Annotated in this window: 22 protein-coding genes; 15 read left to right on the forward strand and 7 right to left on the reverse strand. The window is 53.4% G+C overall.

Annotated elements, in window-relative coordinates; genetic code table 11:
* Nucleotides 1-81: 81 nt before the first annotated feature.
* The 6 genes from CSTAT_RS03905 (at nt 82) to CSTAT_RS03930 (ending at nt 4,836) form a co-directional block, all read left to right on the forward strand.
* Nucleotides 82-1,917, forward strand: coding sequence for an AMP-dependent synthetase/ligase (locus tag CSTAT_RS03905; protein ID WP_075722535.1), 1,836 nt, complete (start codon nt 82-84; stop codon nt 1,915-1,917).
* Between the two features lie 182 nt (nt 1,918-2,099).
* Nucleotides 2,100-2,786: a hypothetical protein gene (locus CSTAT_RS03910; RefSeq protein ID WP_075722536.1), complete on the forward strand. Its 687-nt coding sequence runs from the start codon at nt 2,100-2,102 to the stop codon at nt 2,784-2,786.
* Nucleotides 2,787-2,936: 150 nt separating this feature from the next.
* Nucleotides 2,937-3,305 carry a hypothetical protein gene (locus CSTAT_RS03915; RefSeq protein WP_075722537.1) on the forward strand — a complete coding sequence of 123 codons (369 nt, stop codon included), beginning with the start codon at nt 2,937-2,939 and terminating at the stop codon, nt 3,303-3,305.
* A gap of 107 nt (nt 3,306-3,412) precedes the next feature.
* On the forward strand, nt 3,413-3,664 hold the full coding sequence (locus CSTAT_RS13905; RefSeq protein WP_075722538.1) for a PepSY domain-containing protein: 252 nt from the start codon (nt 3,413-3,415) through the stop codon (nt 3,662-3,664).
* The gene (locus tag CSTAT_RS03925) at nt 3,661-4,410 is read left to right on the forward strand and encodes a PepSY-associated TM helix domain-containing protein (RefSeq protein WP_083640651.1); all 750 of its coding nucleotides are present in this window, start codon (nt 3,661-3,663) and stop codon (nt 4,408-4,410) included. The genes CSTAT_RS13905 and CSTAT_RS03925 overlap by 4 nt, the downstream gene beginning before the upstream one ends.
* A 12-nt stretch (nt 4,411-4,422) precedes the next feature.
* Entirely contained in the window at nt 4,423-4,836 is a 414-nt protein-coding gene (locus CSTAT_RS03930) for a PepSY domain-containing protein (RefSeq protein ID WP_083640653.1), read from the forward strand.
* A 100-nt stretch (nt 4,837-4,936) separates the two neighbouring features.
* Here the strand turns inward: CSTAT_RS03930 and CSTAT_RS03935 are convergent, their stop codons facing one another.
* The 3 genes from CSTAT_RS03935 to CSTAT_RS03945 form a co-directional block, all read right to left on the reverse strand.
* Complete coding sequence (locus tag CSTAT_RS03935) at nt 4,937-6,061, reverse strand: HNH endonuclease signature motif containing protein (protein WP_075722539.1); 1,125 nt, start codon at nt 6,059-6,061, stop codon at nt 4,937-4,939.
* A 199-nt stretch (nt 6,062-6,260) separates the two neighbouring features.
* The gene (locus CSTAT_RS03940; RefSeq protein ID WP_066840026.1) at nt 6,261-7,370 is read right to left on the reverse strand and encodes a CNNM domain-containing protein; all 1,110 of its coding nucleotides are present in this window, start codon (nt 7,368-7,370) and stop codon (nt 6,261-6,263) included.
* Nucleotides 7,370-8,818: a hemolysin family protein gene (locus CSTAT_RS03945; RefSeq protein ID WP_075722540.1), complete on the reverse strand. Its 1,449-nt coding sequence runs from the start codon at nt 8,816-8,818 to the stop codon at nt 7,370-7,372. Before CSTAT_RS03945 ends, CSTAT_RS03940 begins: the two co-directional genes overlap by 1 nt.
* A 158-nt stretch (nt 8,819-8,976) precedes the next feature.
* Between CSTAT_RS03945 and hemW the strand changes: the two genes are divergently transcribed.
* From hemW to CSTAT_RS03985, 8 genes are all read left to right on the forward strand, one after another.
* A complete protein-coding gene (gene hemW / locus CSTAT_RS03950) occupies nt 8,977-10,119 on the forward strand; it encodes a radical SAM family heme chaperone HemW (RefSeq protein ID WP_075723790.1) in 1,143 nt (380 codons plus the stop codon).
* Between the two features lie 52 nt (nt 10,120-10,171).
* On the forward strand, nt 10,172-11,203 hold the full coding sequence (gene hrcA, locus CSTAT_RS03955) for a heat-inducible transcriptional repressor HrcA (protein WP_066792846.1): 1,032 nt from the start codon (nt 10,172-10,174) through the stop codon (nt 11,201-11,203).
* A gap of 51 nt (nt 11,204-11,254) precedes the next feature.
* Nucleotides 11,255-12,403, forward strand: a complete 1,149-nt coding sequence (gene dnaJ / locus CSTAT_RS03960; protein WP_075722541.1) for a molecular chaperone DnaJ — start codon at nt 11,255-11,257, stop codon at nt 12,401-12,403.
* 8 nt (nt 12,404-12,411) lie between these two features.
* Nucleotides 12,412-13,194: a 16S rRNA (uracil(1498)-N(3))-methyltransferase gene (locus CSTAT_RS03965; RefSeq protein ID WP_075722542.1), complete on the forward strand. Its 783-nt coding sequence runs from the start codon at nt 12,412-12,414 to the stop codon at nt 13,192-13,194.
* A 22-nt stretch (nt 13,195-13,216) separates the two neighbouring features.
* On the forward strand, nt 13,217-14,176 hold the full coding sequence (locus CSTAT_RS03970) for a PhoH family protein (protein WP_066840021.1): 960 nt from the start codon (nt 13,217-13,219) through the stop codon (nt 14,174-14,176).
* A complete protein-coding gene (gene ybeY, locus CSTAT_RS03975) occupies nt 14,176-14,751 on the forward strand; it encodes an rRNA maturation RNase YbeY (protein WP_075722543.1) in 576 nt (191 codons plus the stop codon). Before CSTAT_RS03970 ends, ybeY begins: the two co-directional genes overlap by 1 nt.
* Before the next feature lie 270 nt (nt 14,752-15,021).
* Complete coding sequence (gene istA / locus CSTAT_RS03980; protein WP_075722544.1) at nt 15,022-16,629, forward strand: IS21 family transposase; 1,608 nt, start codon at nt 15,022-15,024, stop codon at nt 16,627-16,629.
* A 5-nt stretch (nt 16,630-16,634) separates the two neighbouring features.
* Nucleotides 16,635-17,399, forward strand: coding sequence for an ATP-binding protein (locus tag CSTAT_RS03985; RefSeq protein WP_075722545.1), 765 nt, complete (start codon nt 16,635-16,637; stop codon nt 17,397-17,399).
* 746 nt (nt 17,400-18,145) lie between these two features.
* Here CSTAT_RS03985 and CSTAT_RS13635 read toward each other — a convergent pair.
* The 4 genes from CSTAT_RS13635 to CSTAT_RS04000 form a co-directional block, all read right to left on the reverse strand.
* On the reverse strand, nt 18,146-19,099 hold the full coding sequence (locus tag CSTAT_RS13635) for a DUF2326 domain-containing protein (RefSeq protein WP_211273025.1): 954 nt from the start codon (nt 19,097-19,099) through the stop codon (nt 18,146-18,148).
* A 183-nt stretch (nt 19,100-19,282) separates the two neighbouring features.
* Nucleotides 19,283-19,594, reverse strand: coding sequence for a hypothetical protein (locus CSTAT_RS13640; protein ID WP_211273026.1), 312 nt, complete (start codon nt 19,592-19,594; stop codon nt 19,283-19,285).
* Between the two features lie 334 nt (nt 19,595-19,928).
* The gene (locus tag CSTAT_RS13985; protein ID WP_075722546.1) at nt 19,929-20,177 is read right to left on the reverse strand and encodes an ABC-three component system middle component 8; all 249 of its coding nucleotides are present in this window, start codon (nt 20,175-20,177) and stop codon (nt 19,929-19,931) included.
* Nucleotides 20,146-21,132, reverse strand: a complete 987-nt coding sequence (locus tag CSTAT_RS04000; protein WP_075722547.1) for an ABC-three component system protein — start codon at nt 21,130-21,132, stop codon at nt 20,146-20,148. The genes CSTAT_RS13985 and CSTAT_RS04000 overlap by 32 nt, the downstream gene beginning before the upstream one ends.
* Before the next feature lie 457 nt (nt 21,133-21,589).
* Between CSTAT_RS04000 and pdxY the strand changes: the two genes are divergently transcribed.
* Entirely contained in the window at nt 21,590-22,438 is an 849-nt protein-coding gene (gene pdxY / locus CSTAT_RS04005) for a pyridoxal kinase PdxY (protein ID WP_075722548.1), read from the forward strand.
* Nucleotides 22,439-22,556 lie beyond the last annotated feature (118 nt).

Here is a 22,556-nt window from a genome sequence, read left to right on the forward strand (position 1 = left end):
CACGCTATTCTGCCACATTGCAACCATTGATAAGCTAAGAAGCGTTATTTTCGTCCCAAAGCCATATGGAAGGGCTCAGCTGTGACTTTGCAAGAAACCCATACGCCGGCAGAATTTGAAATTTTAGACAACGAAACCTGCCTAACTGCGTTGATGGACACCGCGAAAGCTCGTCCGCATGGCGTGATGTTTACTCGGCCTGCTAATTATGAGTGGATTAATGTCACTGCCAAGGAGTTTATCCGGGAAGTTTATGATGTGGCCAAGGGCATTATCGCCGCGGGGATAGAGCAGGGTGATCGGATTATTATTATCTCCGAAACCCGTTATGAATGGTCTCTTTTAGACTTTGCTATTTGGGCGGCGGGCGCGGTTTCGGTGCCGGTTTATCCTTCTTCATCGCTGTCGCAGGTGCGCTGGGTGGTAGAAGATTCGGGTGCGGTATTGGCCATTACTGAGAGCCAGGACCACACAGAGTTAGTGCAGCATTTGCTCGTCGATGACTCCGGCAACCCCTCACTTTCCGGCTTCACCTCGCAGTTGCGCCGGATTTTGGAGATTAATTCCTCGGCGATAGATACGTTGAAATTTGAAGGTCGCTCTTTGACTGATGAGGTCGTCGATGAGCGCATTGCCGCAACCTCTACCAATGATTTGGCGTCTTTGGTTTATACCTCTGGTACCACTGGCAAACCTAAGGGCTGCATTTTGACGCACAAGAACTGGTTGGCGGAAGTTCGCGGACTGCTGACCAACCCGATTGGTGCGATTGTGGGGCCCGGCATTCGCGTGCTGACCTTTTTGCCCATGGCGCACGTATTCTCCCGTGCAGTGTCTTTGGCGGTGGCCATTGGTGGTGCGACGCAGAATCATTGGTCGGACTTTTCCTCCCTCTCGGTGGAATTCCAGCGCTCGCGCCCGAACCTGATTTTGGGCGTGCCGCGCGTATTTGAAAAGGTGCGTAACTCGGCGGCGCAAAAGGCTGCGGATGGCTCGGCTATCAAGCGCGGAATTTTTGAACAAGCTGAACAAGCAGCCATTCAGTATTCCAAGGCTTTGGATACTGAGGAAGGCCCAACGCGGATTCAAAAGGCCAAACACAAAGTTTTTGACCGTATGGTCTACTCCAAGATCCGTGAGGGCGTTGGCGGTTCGGTGCATTTCTGCATTACCGGCGGCTCCGCGATGGGCCAAGACCTCCTGCACTGGTTCCGTGGCATCAGCGTGCCAGTGTATGAAGGCTATGGGCTAACCGAGGTCGCGGCCGCCATCACGGTCGATTTTGACGATCAACAAATCGGTACTGTCGGCCCACCGATCGGGGGCATGACCGTTCGCACTAATGGCGTCGGCGAGATTTTAGTCAAAGGCCCCACCGTCTTTGCTGGCTACTGGAATAACGAGGAAGCTACCAGGGAAGCCCTGCACGGCGAATGGTACAACACCGGTGACCTGGGCGAGATTCTCGATAACGGGAAGTTGATGATCACTGGCCGCAAGAAAGACCTGATTGTCACAGCCGGCGGAAAGAATGTCTCACCTGGTCCGATGGAAGATATTTTGCGCGCACATCCACTGGTCTCTCAGGCCATGGTCGTAGGCGACGGGAAGCCGTTTGTGGGCGTGCTCATTACCCTGGATCCAGATATCCTGAAGCGTTGGAAGCTAGACCGCAATATCCCAGAAAACCGCTCGATTAAAGAGCTGGCCACAGAGCCGCAGTTGCGCGCGGAAATTCAAGACGCCATCAACCAGGTCAACGCTACGGTGTCGCATGCTGAAGCCATCAAGAAGTTTTATATTCTGGAATCAGATTTGACCGAGGAAGAAAACGAACTGACCCCGACGTTAAAGGTCAAGCGCAATGTTGTGGCGCAGCGCTACAGCGACGCAATTGATCACCTCTACACCCGTTAAACACGTGCGTGGACCTAGCCGAAGCTAAGGGCTGTGAAATTACGGAGTGTCTAACAGATATTTCTCAAGATCTGCAATAGAGTCATTCCCGTTAACCGTTACTCTCAACTTTAAGTTGAGGGTATGCATTTAGTAGGCAAGGACCCACTGGGCTAGAGATTGCGGAAGGAGAGGCTAAGACAATGCGCAAGATTGCCGCCGAGCTTCGGCACCGCGAACTAACCCAGGAAATCTACAACATCGGGGATGAAGTCGCTCAGTACATCGAGAACCTCATTGAGGCCATCGAGGACTGGGACAATGACCTGGCCATGGACTGCCTGGCAGAACTTGGCGACATCATCGAAGACGCCCGCGTGGATTCCGGCCGCTGTGTAGGCGAGCTTATCGGTCTGCGCCAGGCTTTGGTCTCAGGACTGCGTTCTGGCACCATTTCTGCTGCCGCTTCTGGTCAGAATGATGTTGAGGCTCCGCGTACTTTCAATGCGCAGACTCTCGAAATTGATTTTCCCATCGATGGTCCGCCTGTCGCAGTGCATCAGCTTGCCGCTGCCTTGCAGGACCGCACGGCTGCGACCGCAGACTATCTGCGCGATGTCGTCGAATATGTCCTTGACCAAACCGATGCCGTTGCCCGCAACCTGGACATGGTTTCTCTGCCACAGTTATACAACCGCACCGGCCAGCAGGTCAACGCCGCATGCCACGGCTGGTACCGCACTGTGGTGGAATCCCACTTTGCTTATGTCCGCACCATGCGCGGGCACAATCCGCCGGTGTTTTTGGAAGAGCGCGCGCGTATCGACCGCATCGTTGCCAAGGTAGCCGCCAAACGTGCGGCAGCAAAACGTTCCGCTACGACGGCTTAGGCAACTGCCGGCGCAAGCAACAGAATTTTTCGGTTGAAATAATTCTCTGTGCGGCGAAATAAAAAAACTGCTATGGTAGTTGCTGTGCTGGGCCTGCTGGCACGCTGTGTAAAAAGTGGAATCACCCTACTGCCGAAAGAGAAGAAATAGATGCGTTCTATTCGTAAGTCCCTGATCGCTGCATCTACCGCTGCTGTAGTTGCACTGTCCGCTACCCCTGCCTTCGCGCAGAGCTCCAATGACGAAACCAAGAAGCAGGAAACTTCACTGTCTTCGAACTTCACCCTCTCTTCCAAGATCGGTGAGAAATTGGACGCTTCTGACTCTCAAAAGGCTCTCTGGGGCATTGAGAAGAACTCCAGCGCCAGCGAGGCAACCCCGTTCGACAAGCTCAACTACGGCTACGTCATCGCTTCTGCTGTAGCACTGGCTGGTGGCGCTGCTGCATTTGCTTCTCAGGTACCTGAGGTTCGCGAAATCGCAGAACAGTTCAACATCGAACTGCCACGCTTTTTCTAAGCGGACCTTTAAATAGCTAAAGCTTCGACCTTCGGGTCGGAGCTTTTTCTAATGCCCAGAAACTAGATGGCGCGGAACTATTTCGTCTTTGATAGGACTTATCATCTGTGAAAGATAACGTGTCCGTTAAGTCTACTATCCCAGCTCGCCGAGCCGGGGGCTCCTATGGGATTATCCACCGGCTGCACTCGGTGGCCGGAGTATTTGTAGCACCGTTACTGGTTATCTCAGCGTTGTCGGGCTTTATCTACGCCTTTGCGCCGACGCTTGAAAAAGTGGTCTACCATGATGAGATTACAGCGAGCTCGTTGGAACCTGCTCACCCACTCGAGCGCCAAGTAGAAGCAGCACGCGCGTGAACCCAGACCTGCAACTATCAGCAGTTCAAAGCTTCGAAGACCCCACCCAAACCACGCGCGTGCTTTTTCATGACCCCGCCTTGGAGAGCTCCAGCTACCGACAAGCAGTCTTCGTCGACCCAGGCTCTTTGGAAATTACCGGAGAGCTAGTCCAGTACGGTTCCTCCCGAGCCTTGCCGCTTCGCACCTGGATCTCTGAAGGCCACCGCCAGCTGTGGCTAGGAGAGTACGGCCGCATCTACTCAGAAATGGCCGCCTCCTGGCTAGGGATTCTGGCGCTTGCGGGCGCGTGGGTGTGGTGGGTGCGCTGGCGCGTCGGTAAGGGTTCAGCCACAGGTTCGCGAAAAGGTTCAACAGCGCACGCCAAGCGCAAGAAGATCCGCAGCATTCACAGCATTTTGGGCGTCTGGCTTCTGCCCGGCTTCCTGTTCCTCACCGTCACCGGTCTGACGTGGTCGTCTATGGCCGGCGGCAATATCGCCAATCTGCGCGCGCAATTGGATTGGGTGCAGCCCACCCCGGAAACCAGCATCTCTGCCACCACCATGACCGCAACAACTAGCGCCCAGGACGAACACGCGCACCATCATCACAGCGGTCACGAAGAATCCTCAACGCTCGCGGGTCAAGACGACCTGACGCAGACTTACATCAGCCAGATCGATACCGTTGCCACCACTGCACGCGGGGCCGGTATGAGTGGCATCATCGAGATTGCTCTGCCAACAGAAGAAGGTACTGCCTAAACTGTTACCGAAATGCGTGAGCCGTGGAAGCTCGCTAACGATGCCATCTCCGTCAATGGCGAGACCGGCGAGATTGTCGACCGCGTTCACCACTCCGATTGGCCATTGGCCGCGAAGCTTTCCGCCTGGCTGATTCAGCTGCACATGGGCACGCTATTTGGCTGGATTAACCAGCTGGTGCTCGGTGGCATCGCACTAGGGCTGTTGACTATTAACGCGCTGGGCTATCGCATGTGGTGGCTGCGCGGACGCAACGGACGCCCGGGCCGACTGCAAGCAGCGGGGCAGTGGCGACGCACCCGCCCAGCGGTTCTCGCCGGCATCATCGCATTCTTGGTGGCCTACTCGGTCATGGCGCCGATGTTTGGCCTCAGCCTCGTTGCTTTCCTCATCATCGACGCCGTGATTCAAGCTCTCCGGCGCTAGGCACAAGCCCTTTCTTAAAAAGGGATCGCCGAATTGGCTAACCAGCCCGGTTGACTAGTTAGCTCTGATGGTCACCTGTTCGCTCCTCTCAGCTGTGGGTTTAGATCAGGTCCATTGCTCCCATGCTGCTCACGTGGTGCGTGTTGCCCACAAGTTTGCCGCCTGGGGTGTGCAGGCGGACTTTGCCGCGGTGGCGTCGCATCCTGCCGCGCTTGGGTTTACCCGGACTTGGTCGTTTCCGCTTCTTGCTCGGGCCGTCATCGTCGTTGACGCCGTTGTGGTACTTACACAGCATCGTCAGATTCGATGGCTTGGTATGACCACCATTCTTGTGTGTGTCGATGTGGTGGACCTGGCATCTATCGGCTGGTACGTTGCAGTCTGGCCACGGGCACACGAGATTCTCGGCCATGGCTAAAGTTCGTAGCTTGTCGGATGCGAAGCGTGCCTCATAAAGGTTGACCGGTCCGGCGGTGGGGTGGAAGAGCCCGACGTAGAGTTTGTCGCCCAAAGCACCTTCCATCGCAGCGTTGATGAACTCGACGCCGGTCATGGTCGTGCCGTCGGATAAAGCAACGATGACTTCCTCGCCGCGACCGCAGGAAACTTTCGCGAAATCATCGAGACCAATAGCAATGACGGTGCGGTATTCCGGCTTGATAAGCCCGGTGCCGCCTCCTTCGACGAGGTTCCAGAAGGGTTCTAATAATGCTTCAGAGCGAGGTTGGCCATCGTCTTTGATAGCAGCGTCAAGCGTCTTTTCTAAGTCAGTAATACGGCGCTGGGTATCGGTAATGCTAATGGTGCGCAGGCCGTCTACAACGCGGCCAAGACGTACACCCGGTTTCTTCTTGGGGTCGCCGCCTTCTTCCGTGACGCGCTTTTTAGCGTAGGCTTCGGCTTCTTCGAAGGTGCCTTCAAACGCGATAAGTTCTGCACGTAAGCGCCACGCGGCACCGCGCTTCTTCAACTTCCGGGCGTGCTTTTCCACCATCTCTAAATACTCAAGGCTTAACCCTCGCTCTTCAGCAAGCGCTACTGATTCGCGTTGGAGGCGAGGTGAGTCGGTGGGGCCGAAAAGGACATCGGAAAGCTGGGTGAAACTCTTCGCAGTCTTGCGAGCCATGCCATCGCTTGCCATGTCATATGGCGAGCGTTTAGACATGTCTTTTAAGATGCCTATTGCTTGGCTGGTAAGAGCCATAAATTCTTCGTATTTATCCATGCCTTCGACACTAAAACGCAAACGCAAGCCCGCGCTAGGGGAAGGACAAAAACCTGTGGATAACTACGTTGACACATCACGCAACAGGCGAAGTTTTCCACAGGCGGGCCAATCTGGTCGAGATAATGAATGGAAAAGGGGCCTGGCTTCGAAAGCAATGTCGAAGTCAGGCCCTTAGTTCGCTAGAACGTAAGTTGTACTAGTTCTCGTCTCCCGGTTGCAGCGGGCGGCGGAAAGCTGCGCGCTCTTCGGGTGGGAGAGTAGGGACCTTGTCCAGCTCTTCCGTAATCTGTGGCCACAGCTGGCCCATGATGTTATTCCACGTCAGAATCCACACCGCTTGAGCGCCAGGCTTGTTGTTCGGCTTACCTACGATGATCATCTGCTCATTACGGGCACGCATGTGATCCAATGTCTGCTGTACCGTGGTGGAGCTAGCAACGTTGAGCGCAGGACGCGAGAACTGCAGGGCAGGAGCATCCGGCTTCGCCATCAAGGTGTCACGCACGTGCACAACCTGGGGCAGACGCGAATTCTTTGGATAAATCAACGCGCGCATGATGCCTTTAGACAGGCATAGGGCTTGGAGTTCGGAAACGGTGGCATCGGCAGGCAAAGGCACAATCTCAGAACCGTGTAGGCGCGCAAATTCGCCGACGGTGGAGGTTTCCAGCTCAATCACGCCGGTAATCTGGCTTGCAGAACTTTCGTCCAGGGTGCCGGTGTCGCGGGAGTGTTCAACCAAGGTACGCAGCGTATCGACGTCATATCCAGCAGCGCCAGCGCGATCGACAGGTGTTTCCCCAGTCTTGCGCACCAGAACATTGGCCATATGGTTAATCCACGTGAGAAGCGGGCGGAAAATCCAGATGAAGCCGCGGGCAGGGATAGCGATGATCTGCAGCGCAGTTTCCGGGTGCGTAATAGCCCAGGACTTCGGAGCCATCTCACCGATGACCAAGTGCAAGAAGGTCACGATAAACAGCGCGACAATGAAGGCAACAACATCAGCGATGGCCATCGGCAAGCCTAGGGCTTCCAATGGGCTCATCAGCAGGTGGTGCACCCATGGTTTGGTGACAGCACCCAGGATAAATGTCGCAGCGGTAATACCCAGCTGCGCACCGGCGAGCATGATGGTCAGCTCATTTAAAGAGCGCAAACCAGCGCGCGATGCACGAGAGGTCTCAGCAGTTTCTTCCAAGCGGTTGCGGCGCGCACTCATCAAAGAGAACTCGATGATGACAAAGAAGGCCGAGGCGATAATCACCAGCAGGGTAACAACAAGATTGAAAATCCAGCTATCCATTAGCGCACCTGCCCTTCGTCGGTCGGTGATGCATCCGAGGGAGCATCATCTCCGTCTGGCTCACGGGAATCCTCGGCAGCGGATTCTGCTTCGCTGGCGGTTTCTTCGATCAGCTCAATGGCCAACACAGAAGGGACGTGGCGGTCGATTTCTTCCACGCGTACCTTGAGGTGGCGCTGCGGAGCATCATTTTCGACCCAGTCTTCAGGTTCGGCTTCGAGGTCAATGGTGTGGGTTTCTCCCTCTTCCACCAAAGCACCGGTGTGCGCGATGAGCAGGCCGGCGATGGTTTCAAAGTCACCTTCGGGCAGGTCGTGGCCGATGGCGCGTTCGATTTCATCGAGAGGCGTGTCGCCATCGACAAGCCAATGCGTCTCGTCTTGCTCGGTGATCTCTTCTGTTTCCTCGACGTCGTGTTCGTCGGCGATATCGCCCAAAATTTCCTCAGCCAAGTCTTCCAAAGTCACGATGCCGACGAAACCGCCGTATTCATCGATAACACACGCCAGCTTTTCATCAGCGTGGCGCAGCTCCTCAACCAAATTCGGCAAAGGCATCAACTCTGGCACGACGACGGCATCTTTCATGATTTCCGTGACCGGTGCATCTGGGGCGCCCTCCCAGGTCAGCACATCAAAAAGATGCACCACGCCAACTGGGTTGTGGTCGTCATCGATGACGGGGTAGCGCGTGTGGTTCGAAGCCATCAGCTCACGCACTTCGGCAATGGTGGTTGAAGGTTCGACAACATCGGTGCGCGAGCGCGGCACCATGGCGTGGTCGACATCTTCATGCGGGAAATGCAGCAAACGGTCTAAGACCAGGTAGGTGTCATCGTCCAAGTCGCCGGATTCGCGGGAATTATCCATGATGGATTCCAAGTCGCCGGAGGTGGCGGAGGAATCCACGTCTTCTAAAGGCTCAATCTTGAAAGTCTTCAAAATTGCATTGGAAGAGTATTCGAAAAAGTGCACCAGTGGGCCGAAAATCTTTAAGAAGATAATCGACGGGGTAGCCAGCCACAGGGCAGATTTCATAGGTGCTGCGATGGTGTAGTTCTTTGGGAATAGTTCCGCAAACAACATCGTGGCGATAGTAGATGCAGCCAGGGCTAAGACGGTGCCGACACCGACAGACACTGCCGCGGGCACTCCCACTCCGCCGAGCAAAACGCCGAGGCCTTGGCCTACGAGGGGTTCTGCGACATAGCCAATAAGCAGGCCAGTGACGGTAATTCCCAGCTGTGCGCCGGAAAGCATGAAGTTAGTTTTTTGTGTAATTGTGAGCGCTCGTTGGGCGCGGACGTCGCCATTGGTCGCCAGTGTGCGCAACTGGGCGCGGTCAACTGACATGTAGGCAAATTCTTGCGCTACGAAGAAAGCGTTTGCAACGATGATCAGGCCAATAACTACGATGCCACCCAAAATCATCAAGATTGCGGTCATCATAGTGCTCCCCACCACCTAGAGATTTGGTAGCGGGGACATCGACTCGGAGGTTCCACCAGCGGGTGCCTTTCTTTGAGTTGGAAAATCAGGTGCATATCATTTTGGAAATGATGTGACAAGATTACACGGATTTCGCGTTAAGCGTTAGTGTAATGGCCATGACAGACTCGTTTGGGCTTTATATCCACGTGCCGTTTTGCGCAACGCGCTGCGGCTACTGCGATTTCAATACTTATACCCCGGGTGAGCTGGGAAGCCCACGGGATCTCACGGGCCCGTATTTGGATGCGCTAGAGCGCGAATTAGACAAGGCCGCAGAGAAAATTAACCGTCCAGCCGATACGATTTTCGTCGGCGGTGGCACCCCCTCGCTTCTAGGTGGGGCAGGGCTTACTCGTGTGCTCAATGCGGCGCGCAATAGCTTCGGGATTTCGCCAGGTGCGGAGATCACCACCGAGTCGAATCCGGAGTCGACCTCGCCGGAGTTCTTTGAGCAGATCAAAGAGGCAGGCTTTACCCGCGTAAGCCTAGGGATGCAGTCGGCATCTTCGCACGTGTTGCAGATTTTAGAGCGCGCGCACACCCCGGGCCGGCCTTTTGCGGCGGCCAAGGAAGCCAAGGCCGCAGGCTTTGACCACGTCAACCTGGACATGATTTACGCGACGCCGACGGAAACAGATGATGATGTCCGCCGCACGCTCGACCTCGCGCTGGACACGGGCGTGGACCACATCAGTGCCTATTCCCTCATTGTCGAAGATGGCACCCGCATGGCGCGCAAGGTGGCCAAGGGTGAGCTTCCAATGCCAGACCAGGACACCATGGCTAGGCGCTATGAGATTATCGCGGGCAGGCTAGACGATGCAGGCTTTGGCTGGTACGAGGTCTCCAACTGGGCCAAGGAAGGCGGGGAGTGCCGCCATAACATGATCTACTGGCGCGATAAAGAATGGTGGGGTGCAGGTCCGGGCGCGCACTCGCACATCGGTAAGCAGCGTTTCTACAACGTGAAATTGCCGGCGCGCTATATCAAGATGTTGGGCGAGGGCGAGTTGCCTATCGCAGATTCGGAAACCTTGACGGCGGAAGAAAACCACATGGAGAAAATCATGTTGGGTTTGCGTCTGCGCGAAGGTATTGATCGCAGCTTGCTCACCCCTGCAGCTCAGCCAGCGGTGGAAGGCTTTATTGAGCGCGGATTGCTTGTCGATGACGGCCGGTTGCGTGTCACAAACACTGGTCGCTTGCTTGCTGATGGCATCATCACGGATCTGCTTTTGGCTGAGGAGTCTGAAACTTAACAATGGCTTGGTGGTGGGGTAGTATTTAGCAACCGAAGGAGGCGAGTGCTAAATGTCGAGTATCACTGACGCTAGGCGTAAAGAGGTCCTGCGCGCAATTGTGGCAGGCTTTATCTCCTCGCAAGAACCTGTGGGTTCTAAAGCATTACTGGAGCGCTATCAGTTAGGGGTATCTTCTGCCACGATCCGCAATGACATGGCGGTGTTGGAATCAGAGGGGTTAATTACTCAACCTCATGCGTCGTCGGGGCGCGTGCCTACGGAAAAGGGCTACCGCGTCTTTGTCGATTCGCTGCATGATCTCAAGCCCTTGTCGCGGCCGGAGCGCAAAGCGATGCTGACTTTCTTAGATGGTGGCGTGGATTTGCAAGACGTGTTGCATCGAGCAGCGCGTATGCTCGCGCAGATTACTGACTCTGCAGCCGTTGTGCAGATGCCGAACTTACGGGTGTCGACAGTTAAGCACTGTGAAGTCGTAGCGTTATCGCCGGTGCGTTTGCTGGTGGTTGTTATTACCGACAATGGCCGGGTGGAACAGCGCAATGTGGAGCTGGATTCTGTCATGGAAGCAGAAGACGTGTTGCGCCTGCGCGATGTTTTGAACAATGCGCTGGCTGGGAAGACCTTGGCGGAAGCCACTGCGCACTTGGATATTTTAGAAGAGCAAGTGGCACTTGATATTCGCCCGCACCTTCGTAAAGCTGCGAACGTCTTAGTAGACACGCTCGTGGAATATCCAGCAGAGCGCTACCTACTTGCTGGCACGCCGAATCTCACGCGCAATTCCATTACTTCTCGCGGGATTGATCTCTCGGGCATTTTAGAAGCGCTGGAGGAACAAGTAGTGGTGTTAAACTTGCTCACCCGGGTGCCAGAAGTAGGCAATATTTCTGTCGTCATCGGTGAAGAACATGATGATGACCAGCTGCGTCAAGCGTCGGTAGTAACCACCGCGTATGGTACCGATGGTGAAGTTCTTGGTGGTTTAGGCGTGGTTGGTCCCACGTTCATGGACTATTCAGGAACAATGTCTCGGGTCTCAGCCGTTGCACACTATGTCAGCGATATTCTCGGACATGAATAAATTTTTTAAGTTTTAAATAAAGATAGAAACGAAAAGGAACTAAATCTCCCCATGGCTCGTGACTACTACGGCATCCTAGGCGTGGAATCTAACGCAACCGATCAGGAAATTAAAAAGGCTTATCGCAAGCTCGCGCGTAAGTACCACCCAGATGTTAATCCCGGCGATGAAGAAGCAGCGGAGAAGTTCCGCGAAGCTTCCTTAGCGCAAGAGGTTCTACTGGATCCGCAGAAGCGTCAGGTAGTGGATATGGGCTCTGACCCGATGGAGCAGCAAGCCGGCGGTGGCGGCTTTGGCGGTGGCGGCTTCGGTGGCGGCGGTCTGGGTGATATCTTCGCTGAGTTCTTCGGCGGTGGCGGTGGCCAAGGCCGTGGCCCCCGCTCGCGCGTACAGCCTGGCAATGATGCGCTGCTGCGCACCTCAATTACTTTGGAGGAAGCTTATGCCGGCATGCGCAAGACCGTCACGGTTGATACCGCGGTGCTGTGTGATCGTTGTTCTGGTTCCGGCTCTGCGTCGAAAGCTAAGCCAGTTACCTGTACCGGCTGTGGCGGCGCGGGTGAAATCCAAGAAGTGCAGCGTTCTTTCCTTGGCAACGTGATGACTTCACGTCCTTGTCCGCAGTGCCAGGGCTTTGGTGAGGTCATCACCGATCCTTGTAACCACTGTGGTAGCGATGGCCGCGTGAAGAAGCGCCGCGACATCACCGTCAATATCCCAGCTGGTATCGGCGATGGCATGCGCATCCGCATGGCTGACCAGGGCGAGGTTGGCCACGGCGGCGGCCCAGCCGGTGACCTGTATGTCGAAGTGCACACCCAAAAGCACCCTATCTTTGAACGCGATGCCGATGACTTGCACGTGAGCGTGCGTGTGCCGATGGTCGACGCCGCCCTCGGTACCTCTTTCCCCGTCGAACACCTCGACGGTGAATCGTTGGAAATTGATATCGAACCTGGCACCCAGCCTGGCGAAGCGATCGTGCTCGACGGCAAGGGCATGCCACGCCTGCGTACCGATGGCCACGGCAAGCTTTATGCCCACGTCGACGTCCTGGTACCTACGGATTTGGATAAGAAGACCAAGGAGCTACTCGAGCAAATCCGCGACAAGCGCGAGGAATCTTCGAAGGTGCACTCCGCCGATGACAACGACGGCGAAGGTTTCTTCGACCGTCTCCGCGACCGCTTCCGTCGTTAGGGGTTAACTTGTCTTTGCCGGCGTTTTTGCACCCGAATCTCCTCGGAGTTGCTGAAGGGGATGTTGTATCCCTTTCCGGCGCGGAAGGCCGCCACGCGGTAACCGTTAAGCGCTTGGAACCTGGCGAGAAAGTGCTGCTGGTCCACGCGCCATCTGAGATCGACCGTTCATCAGAGGGTATTTTCGCCGAAGCTACGGTGACAGAAACCCGCGGCAAAGACGAACTCATTGCCAGCGTCGAGAAAGTTGGCAAGACTCCTGAGCCGAACCCACGGGTAACCGTGGTGCAAGCCATTCCGAAATCAGAGCGTTCTGAATTGGCGATTGATCTGGCGACCCAAGCCGGCGCGGATGAGTTTATTGCGTGGCAGGCAGATAGGTGCATCGCTAAGTGGGACGGCAAGAAGGCACCCAAAGCCTTGGCCAAGTGGCAAAGCCAAGCCCACGCCGCGGCCAAGCAGTCCCGGCGCACGCGCGTGCCTTTCGCCCACGGCCCGTTGACCACACCGCAATTAGTACAGCACCTGAGCCAGCGTAATAATGCGCTGGTCTATGTCCTGCACGAAGACGCCACCGAGTCCATCAAAGATGTTCCGCTCACGGTTGATGCAGCGGAGACCACCGAGCTGATCCTGCTCATCGGCCCGGAAGGCGGGATCGGTGACGAAGAACTGGCAACGCTGCAAGCCGCCGGCGCGCAAGCGATCAAGCTAGGCCCGGAAGTATTGCGCACGGCATCAGCAGCCATGGTGGCGCTGGCAGCAATCGGGGTACGCACGAGTCGATGGTAAGGACGCTGGTAGATTGATAAACGTGGCTATCATTACAAAAAAGTTTGACGTCGACTCCGCCTATACCAGCGCCGTGCTGGGCACAGCGGATGACAACCTGCGGGTGCTCAATAACCTGCTGGATGTAGACCTTTTTGCGCGCGGCAACGTGGTGACTGTAACGGGTCCTGATTATGAAGTAGCCCGCGCGAAGAAAGCCCTGGATGAGCTCGAAGCCATTGCCCGGCGAGGTCATTCGGTTACCCCGGATACGGTCAAGCACACCGTGGATATGATTGCCGTGGATGCGCCGGAGTCGGTCTCGCAGGCGCTGGCCGCAGATATTGTCTCACGTCGCGGCAAGCGCGTGCGTCCGAAGACTGTCGGTCAAAGCGAGTACGTGCAGGCAATTGATGACAACACCATCGTCTTTGGCATCGGTCCGGCTGGTACCGGTAAGACTTATTTGGCCGTGGCCAAGGCCGTGCAAGCGCTACAAAATAAGCAAGTCAGCCGCATTATCTTGACCCGACCTGCCGTTGAGGCAGGGGAGAAGCTGGGCTTTTTGCCGGGCACCTTAAACGACAAGATCGACCCGTACTTGCGTCCGCTCTATGACGCTTTGCGCGACATGATGGATGCGGAGATGATTCCAAAGCTTATGGAAGCAGGAATCATCGAGGTAGCGCCGTTGGCGTATATGCGCGGTCGCACGCTTAACGATGCCTTCGTTATCCTAGATGAAGCCCAAAACACCACTGCTGCGCAGATGAAGATGTTTTTGACACGTTTGGGCTTTGGTTCCAAGATTGTGGTTACCGGTGATATCTCTCAGGTGGACTTGCCTTCGGGTCAGGTCTCGGGCCTGCGGTTGGTGCGCAAAATCTTGAACAATATCGACGATGTGCACTTTTCGGAGCTCAAATCAGCCGACGTAGTGCGCCACCAGCTAGTCGGGCGGATTGTCAGCGCTTATGACAAATATGATGAGGAAAATAAGTAATGAGCATCGAATTTTTCAATGAGTCCGGCTTCGACGGTGTGAATGAGGAAATGCTCATTGATGTCGCCTCCTTCGCACTGGGTGCTATGGATGTTAATCCCGATGTGGAGTTGACTATGACGTGCGTGGATTTAGAGACCATCGAAGAGCTGCATGTGCGGTGGATGGACTTGGAAGGTCCTACCGATGTCATGAGCTTTCCGATGGATGAGCTCACTCCGGGAGCTATGACCCCACGTCCCGATGGCCCGGAGATGGGCCCTGCAATGTTGGGCGATATTGTTTTGTGTCCAGCTTTCGCGGAGCGCCAAGCCGACGCCGCCGGCCACTCGCTGTCGCATGAGCTAGCGCTTTTGACAACGCACGGCTGCCTGCACCTTCTGGGCTACGACCACAGCACCCCTGCTGAAGAACAAGAAATGTTCGCGCTGCAAAATGAGCTTCTGGCTGACTGGTATGACTCTTTGTCCAAGCGCGGATTGAGTTTCCAGCCGAAGCCATCGGGGGCGAAGGCGTTTCCATCGGCAGCCGACCGCGAAACTCTAGACGAGCAAGTCGATACTGACTTCCAGTAGTTCTGCTCGTTGGCTGAAAACTACGCCAGGGAAGTAGAAAATCGTCCTAAGGTTAGGGGCAACTTTTTAAGAGATGTTCTGGTCCAAGTAATCTTATGGATTTAATGGCGTGGGTGCCGTTTCGGGGTAGTTGGTACGGGTATTCCGCGTAGTTGGTACCCGTGTTCCGTATAAGTGGTACTGCTTGGGGGTTTGGGTCATTGTTTTAGGTGGCGGTGCCACGTCTTGTGTCATCGCGTCACCTTTCATGAGTCAAAAAAGGGGCCTGTAATGGCTAACTTCAAAGAAATCATGGCGATGTGTTTAGACGGGGTGAGCTATTCTGCAATAGCTTCTGCCCTGGGATGCTCACGTCGTGATATCGCAAAGACCAAGGCTGTGATTGCATCAGAGTCGGTCACCAAAGAATCGTTTCCCCAGCTTGCGCCCGAGTTTTTCGAGCATCACTTCGGCGATAACCGTACTGTGCGTAAGAAGCATTATCACCAGCCAGACTTCCAAGCCTTGGCGAAGCGTTTGGCAGCAAATAAGCATCTGACCCGGCATAAGCTATGGATGGATTATCTTGCCATTGATGCCGGTCCGGACGAAGCAAAGTATCAGTACTCGCAGTTCTGCGGGCATCTGCGCGACTATGTGCAAGCCTCGGGGCTTGACAGCGTGATTGAACATGAGCCGGGCCAGGAACTCTATGTTGATTGGGCCGGCGATAAGATCCCGGTCATCGACCAGGCCACCGGACTGGTTGGGATGAAGGCCTCGTTGTTTGTCGCAGTGTGTCCATATTCTGGGTTATTGTTTGCCCTGGCTGCCGCAAATGAGAAAATGCCAGCCTGGATTGACTGTCACGTCCAAGCGTTGAACTATCTCGGGAAAGTACCAGGGATCATCGTCCCTGATAATGCATCTACCGCAACGTATCGGCCGTTCAAAGCACAACCAGCTCGTCGTATCCATGACCGTTACGCTGATTTCGCTACGTTCTACGACCTGCTTATCGTGCCAGCACGACCAAGCAAACCGAAGGATAAAGCCGCAGTAGAACGCGCCGTGCAAACAGCCTATAGCCGTATCCTGGGCTATTTTGATGGTCAAATCTTCTACAGCCTGGATGAGCTCAACGAAGCCATCATCATCCGCGTTGACGATATCAACGACAACCTCGTACGCACTGATGGGATGAGCCGACGCGAGCTATTTGACGCGGATGAAGCACCCTTGATGCGGGATCTACCCGCGGTAGCTTTTACCGAAGTGTCCTGGCGTGATGTCAAAGTCGATCGCAACTGGCACATCACCTGCGACCACCAATACGATTCGGTACCGTTTCGTCTCATCGGGAAACGACTTCGAGCCCGTTTGACCAAAGACCTCGTCAGCATCTTCGACGGGGACACACTGGTAGCAGAACACAGCAGGCTACAGGGATTTCGCTACCGATACAGCACCGACCCGGCGCATAATCCTGATGGTGATACCCACGGAGTCGAAGTTCTCACCCGTGATGAACTGCTCAAACGCGCATCCTCGTTCGGGCCGGCAACTACCAAGGTCATCACACTAATCCTCAAGCGCAATGAAAAAGCCATTCCCCGCGGGCTACACACCGCACGCAACATACTGGTCAAACTTGGCAACAAGCACAACAAGACCAGCTTGGAGCCTGCCTGCCAGAAAATACTTGAGCATAATCTAGCACCGAATATGCAGGTCATTGCCCGTATCCAAACCGATATCGCACGCAATCATCAACAACAGTGCGCACCACCGACAGTCGTTTCAAGTGATAGGGCACGCAAACCTGTTGATATCGACAAAGTCGCAGGCGCTGTCTTCATTCGCCCGGCAAGTCACTATGACCAGGTCAAGGAGGTATAGCCATCATGTCATTGTTAAGTATTGATGAAACCACCCGGGCACAATTACGCCAGCTGCGGCTATCCACATTTGCTGATGTCTACTTTGAACTCGCAGCGGATGAAGAAATGACCAATGCGCTGCCGGAAGAGATCTTTCTCAAAGCAGTGGCCCAAGCCGCCGAACAACGCCGGCAACGCAATATCGCCAAAGCCATCACCCAAGCCAAATTCCGCTACCCCGATGCCACGTTGGCCGAGGTGATTAACCCACAAGATCGTGGTATCAACCTGCGCCAGCTCAAACGCTTGTCCGCGACAAACTGGCGTGAAAACCCCACCAACGTCCACGTGCTAGCACCGACCGGTACCGGTAAAACCTATATCGCCTGCGCTTTAGGCATTGCCGCCTGCCAAGCAGGCTACTCGGTAGCCTACTACCGACTTGATCAACTTGTGGATGCTTTAACGGTCTTCCTGCCAGCAGATAAGCGTTATGCAGACCTTATGCGACGGCTGCAAAACATAGACGTTCTCATCCTGGATGACTTCCTGACCATAGGAATCGACCAACGTGGACAAGAAGACCTCACCAAAATCATATTCGACCGCGACGGCAGACTACCAACCATTGTCGCCTCGCAAACCTCCGCCGCCTACTGGCTTGAAGCCCTCCCCGATAGAGTCGGCGCCGACTCCCTAGTCAGCCGACTTAACACCGGCCAACGCATCAACCTCGGCGACTACGACATGCGCCAACACCTGGCCTACACCCACCACACCACCGACTAACAACACTGACCCCTGGTAGCAGCCCACCGACCAAACAAGCTGCCACCAGGGGCCAACCCCAGTACCAACAACCCGGAAACTCTAAGTACCAGCTCCCCGGAACACCGGTACCAAAACATCGGAGTCAGCACGTGGGATTCGGCAGTGTTTGTAGCGCATGATAGCCCAATCAATACTGGACAAGCTACAACTGTTCACGCGTAGCTCCCTAGCTGATTTACCGTCAGGAATGCTATATGTGTCTGGACACAGCGTAAAAGCTGCAATCACATGAATTCATGTGATTAGAGAGAATGTTTAGTGTCTTTGAACGAACCTATTGGGCTGATTACCTTATCGGTTCTCACCGTCTATTCTTCTGGTTCTTAGATAAGACGCATAACCTGACTAACAAGCGCATTCGCGTTAGTTCTTCATCATATCCATCTCCGCACATACGGTGGTCTCTACCTTCGGTATTATCGGAATAGCTCTCCCTAGCATTCCACCCGATACACTTTTGGCATGCATCGAAGGCGTCGTACTTGCGGAAAACAAGAATTTAGGAGAAGTAATAGGGAAATGCCTGTATTTGTGACGACAAATTAGAGCTTGCCAAAACACGGAATCTGTGTGAAGTGAGAATGCGGCTCATGCATTAATCAATGCCAGATTCATCGGCAGAACTTGAGAAGTAAGAAATACCATGGAATTGCGATAGATGTTTCAACCATTGCAATCGGACGTAGAGGTATTAAGTGCTTGGGTCACCAAGGTTGCATTTTGAAAAGCCGGCCCTTGTCACCTTCATCATGAAGCCTCAGCACTATCTCATCCTCAGAAAAAGCAGGTTTATTGTCAACCTCTGGCGGCATGTCCGAGTCAATTAAAGTGATGATTTGTTGTATTCCGAGGTTGGCGTATTCCCTCATGACATCCAAAAGATTGGATTTCTTGCGCTTGTCTAAGGATTCGAAAACACCATCGTGGACGACAAACGCGGGGAATCCGCTCCCGAAATGTACTCTAAGAACGGCCAAGTCGAAGGCAACGCAAAGTAGCTTTTTGTAGGTGTGCCCCCGTTGTGCACTTGTGGCATTGCCAGAATCATCAAGAATTTCAGCTTCGAAGTTCGGATGAAATTGACTGTTCAGTGACACCGTGAGTAGAGCGTTCTGGTCAAGAACGTCCGCAATTATCTCATTAAATTTCAGACGGATAGTCTTGTAAATGCTATCCGTGCTCGGGCTGTTTTTTCCTTCGAATTCCTGTTCCAACTCCGATTCCAGATGATTCTTTGCCTCTTTGGCTTCGCGGATGTCTGCTCGGAGGTTCTGTAGCCTTTGTACGTGCTCACGCTGATGGGATAATGCGCGCACGTCGGATTTCAACTCGACAAGTTCTTCAGAAGCTTGCTTATATTTCCTCACAACGTCTGTGTCCCTCAAGAACGACAACGTTTCGGATCGGAGTTTTCCAAGTCGATTTAGTTCGGCTCCCACACGCTTGAGTCGAGAATCGATCTCTGTTTTCTCTTCCTGAAGGTATACTCGACGTTCTTCAGTAATAGCCTCGTTAAACTGGATCAACTGTTCGTAGTCTCGTTTGATTTGCCCTTCAAAAAGTACACCCGCTTCTTTGAAAAGACGTGCGGCTTGCTCTGGGTCAAATGCCATCTCACCGTCTTCGAGCGATGCCAATACTTTCTTTTTGTTGTACATGAGCGTGTATCGCTCTGCATTTAATTCTGCAATTTCGCTGTCAATCTGATCGACAAGCGCTTTTGTCTTTAATTTGTCCTGGTCCCGAAAATCAAAACTATCGAGTTTTGCCTGTTGCTTTTCCGTTTCTTGTTGTTTGAGCAGGAGGAGTCCTTCGATTCTGCCAAGATCTTCTATGGAGCCTCAGAGCTCAGAGCGTATTGCCTTTTCATCGCTATTCAGCTCATCAATCCGAACTTCCTGTTGATAGAATTCTGAGATGAGATCGGCGTTAAAACCAAGTATGTGTGATACATATGGTTTCCAATCAGCATGTCCAGATGCAAACCGTCTAAGTTGAAAAACGTCAGAGTAATCATCTTGAGTGCGGAGAAAATAACCTAAACCTTTTCGGAAGTCCCACGGACGTACAGCGCTGAGATTTAGAATGCCGTCCAGAATTTCCTTTGAACGCTTGAAGGCCACTTTGTAGTGATCCCATTGTGCTTTAGACAAGCCTCGGAAGTCTTGGTTAGGCGATGCGTGACTTTTAAAGCTTATTTTGGAGGCTTCCTTAACTTCCCTCCTGATAGTTATGTAATAACCGGAGGCAAGCTCTATCTCGAGAAAGAATACAAAATCTTCAAATAGGTCCTGATGTTTAAACAGAAACATCTGTGGGTTGCGTTTTGAGAGAAGGCAGAAATCGAGAAGTGAGACGAGTGTAGTCTTTCCAAGGTTATGAGTGTCTTTGTTACGATTTTCCGGGACCCGAATTTCAGCTAGGACTACGTTTAGACCTTCTCGAAATGAGATCGGAGAAAATTGGTTATCGTGATTGGAATATAGTTTAGAAAGTTTCATTAGGGCCTACATACTCGAATGAATCAGTTTTTGGGCGATACTCGATTAACCCCATTAGATAAAGGAAGCTCATTGCGGGAAGAAAGAGCACATCGCCTCCGGCTACTTTATCCTTAACAAGATTACGGAGGCTGGAGAAGTCCTCGAGCCGCTTGTGTTTAAGGGTTTCCAGCGTTATGAGTGCAACGTAGAGCACTGTCCGGTCAGGGTGCGAGTGCTTCGTTGGCCTCAACATTTTCGTCTCCAATTGTTCCGATGTCACAGTTCCAATACATGTAGAAGAGTAGTGCTCGAGTTATGCGCTTATGGTTCTTTTGTCTCAAGACTGGATCTCTATCGATAAGCAGAGCAACAAGATAGTTCATTACCTGATCGAAAGACTGATAGTCTTTTCTATGCGCGATTATCCGAAATTCAAATTCGTCAACGGCTGATTCGTATGCACTAAGCAGTTCGTAATTTTCTGGGGCTGCCAAAAACTGCCGAATTTGTTCAGTATCCTTCAAATACTTACGTTTGAGCGCCGTCGAATATTCGTCGCTCATTCCATTAATTCTATCTTTTGTAGCCATATCGACTCGCTGGGTCGGGGGCGCATCGAGTATTGCTGTCATCTCACCACGGTATTGCGCAAATGCCCCAACGATTTCTGCAATCTCGTCGGGGCTGACAATAAGCGGAGAATCAATGGGGTCAATGTCAGCCATCTCGGGTATATGCTTGAACCGTTTTAGCCAGCTCTCAAGCAGTTCTATTCCGCAGAGGAGAATTGAATCATCCTTAATTCCGCAAGCAGAAGAGATAGCCCGCCGAATTTCAAAATCACTGTTTGCTGTCAACCGCCGATTTGCGAAGAGCATATAGTGATCAAGCTCGGAGGACTCCTTCAGAGCTTTGATTCTTGGAATTTCCTTGGCAATGACACTTGAATTGCTAGTCGCACTGTAGAATTCGGATTCGCTAAAGGATTTATTCAGACCGCTGGTATGCTTTGCCTGAATCACTACGCAGCCCTCCCAAGGGGCCCTGGTGCTGGGTATAAGTTGTGCAGTTCCATTGAAGCGGGCATCTCTTCCTCCATCTGGCCCTGTGGCAAATCCTTTCGTGCCTACACCGAGAAGCTCTTGGCAAATTAATGTGACCAATGATTCAAATTGCTCGGGGGAGAGATTTTCATAAGCGAATTTCAAAGGAACCCATCTTTTCGGCTTACATGAATTGACTGTTCAGGTGTTCAATAGCAGTATCACAAGTTGCTTTCTTGTTGATTCTAGCGGAACGGCTGACAAGAACACTACAGACTGCAGTCTATAAAATTCTTGCGCGTGAACGTCGATAGATTATGAACCGGAGATCCAACAGAAGCGATGTTTCTAGATGAGCCTGTCTAGTCGAGAGCTTGGTGCTGAACTACTGATCAGGACTATTTCTTCAGAGCAGGTGCTTGACTTGTATTCACTCAAAAGTTAGCCATAACTGTGGCCGCCTAACTACGATTTTCGAGAAGATGTTCACCTCAGAGCCCTATCTGAGAGCAGTTTGGATCGCGAAGACACCACCGCTATAGCCCACGTCGACTGGATTTTGGCGGACTATTTTTGTTATTCGGTTAATAGTTTGACTAGTTGCGGGAGTAACATTGCGGGCATGAATATTCTGTCGATCCAGTCGCACGTCACGTTTGGCCATGTCGGTAACTCTGCCGCAGTCTTCCCGCTGCAGCGTATCGGCCATGAGGTGTGGCCAGTGCACACTGTCAATTTCTCCAACCACACCGGTTATGGTGACTGGGGCGGACCATTAGTCTCTGCTGCTGATGTATCTAGCATTATCGACGGAATTGAGCGCCGCGGCGCTTTTGAAAAGATTAACACCATTGTCTCTGGCTATCAGGGCGGCCCGGATATCGCCGGCGCGATTGTTGATGCCGTCACTCGCATCAAAGCAGTCAACCCCGATGCGCTTTACGCATGCGACCCAGTGATGGGTAACGAGAAATCCGGCTGCTTCGTCTCCGATGAAATACCGCCACTTCTGCGCGATAAGGTCGTACCAGTTGCCGATATCATCACCCCGAACCAGTTCGAGCTGGGTTTTTTGACTGGTAAGAAGGTCGGCAACTTGGAAGAAACCCTCGCTGCCATCAAGGCTGCCCAGGATATGGGACCACGCGTCGTGCTGGTTACCTCCGTGCAGCGTCCTGAGACCGAAGAGGGCAGCATTGAAATGATTGCCGCCGACGGCGACGATGCCTATATCGTCAAGACCCCGCACCTGCCATTCAAGCGCAACGGCTCCGGCGACGTGACCACCGCGCTGTTTGCCGGCCACTATACCGAAACCAAAGACGCCTCTGTAGCCCTTGCACGCACCGCGTCTTCTGTCTTCGATCTGTTGCAGACTACCTTTGAGGCCGGCACCGAAGAACTCCAACTCATCGAATCCCAGGAGTTCTTCGCACACCCACGCCTGCAGTTCGAGGTCACCAAGATCTAAACCACGGCTCCGGGGGCTAATCGCACCCATAAGAAATCGGCAAGAAGCACATGCTCCTTGCCGATTTTTGATCCCTGCTGGTACAGGGAGGTGGTGCTGAAATCAGTACTTTGTGTGA

Source organism: Corynebacterium stationis, assembly GCF_001941345.1.
GTDB classification, from domain to species: Bacteria; Actinomycetota; Actinomycetes; order Mycobacteriales; family Mycobacteriaceae; genus Corynebacterium; species Corynebacterium stationis.

Excerpts from the sequence above, each read along its gene's own strand:
- dnaJ (WP_075722541.1), top strand. The coding sequence starts at position 11,255 with ATGGCTCGTGACTACTACGGCATCCTAGGCGTGGAATCTAACGCAACC.
- hrcA (WP_066792846.1), top strand. The coding sequence starts at position 10,172 with ATGTCGAGTATCACTGACGCTAGGCGTAAAGAGGTCCTGCGCGCAATT.
- istA (WP_075722544.1), top strand. The coding sequence starts at position 15,022 with ATGGCTAACTTCAAAGAAATCATGGCGATGTGTTTAGACGGGGTGAGC.
- CSTAT_RS13985 (WP_075722546.1), bottom strand. The coding sequence starts at position 20,177 with ATGTTGAGGCCAACGAAGCACTCGCACCCTGACCGGACAGTGCTCTAC.
- ybeY (WP_075722543.1), top strand. The coding sequence starts at position 14,176 with ATGAGCATCGAATTTTTCAATGAGTCCGGCTTCGACGGTGTGAATGAG.
- CSTAT_RS03985 (WP_075722545.1), top strand. The coding sequence starts at position 16,635 with ATGTCATTGTTAAGTATTGATGAAACCACCCGGGCACAATTACGCCAG.
- CSTAT_RS03910 (WP_075722536.1), top strand. The coding sequence starts at position 2,100 with ATGCGCAAGATTGCCGCCGAGCTTCGGCACCGCGAACTAACCCAGGAA.
- CSTAT_RS03930 (WP_083640653.1), top strand. The coding sequence starts at position 4,423 with ATGCGTGAGCCGTGGAAGCTCGCTAACGATGCCATCTCCGTCAATGGC.
- pdxY (WP_075722548.1), top strand. The coding sequence starts at position 21,590 with ATGAATATTCTGTCGATCCAGTCGCACGTCACGTTTGGCCATGTCGGT.
- CSTAT_RS13635 (WP_211273025.1), bottom strand. The coding sequence starts at position 19,099 with ATGTACAACAAAAAGAAAGTATTGGCATCGCTCGAAGACGGTGAGATG.
- CSTAT_RS03915 (WP_075722537.1), top strand. The coding sequence starts at position 2,937 with ATGCGTTCTATTCGTAAGTCCCTGATCGCTGCATCTACCGCTGCTGTA.
- CSTAT_RS03935 (WP_075722539.1), bottom strand. The coding sequence starts at position 6,061 with ATGGATAAATACGAAGAATTTATGGCTCTTACCAGCCAAGCAATAGGC.
- hemW (WP_075723790.1), top strand. The coding sequence starts at position 8,977 with ATGACAGACTCGTTTGGGCTTTATATCCACGTGCCGTTTTGCGCAACG.
- CSTAT_RS03945 (WP_075722540.1), bottom strand. The coding sequence starts at position 8,818 with ATGATGACCGCAATCTTGATGATTTTGGGTGGCATCGTAGTTATTGGC.
- CSTAT_RS03940 (WP_066840026.1), bottom strand. The coding sequence starts at position 7,370 with ATGGATAGCTGGATTTTCAATCTTGTTGTTACCCTGCTGGTGATTATC.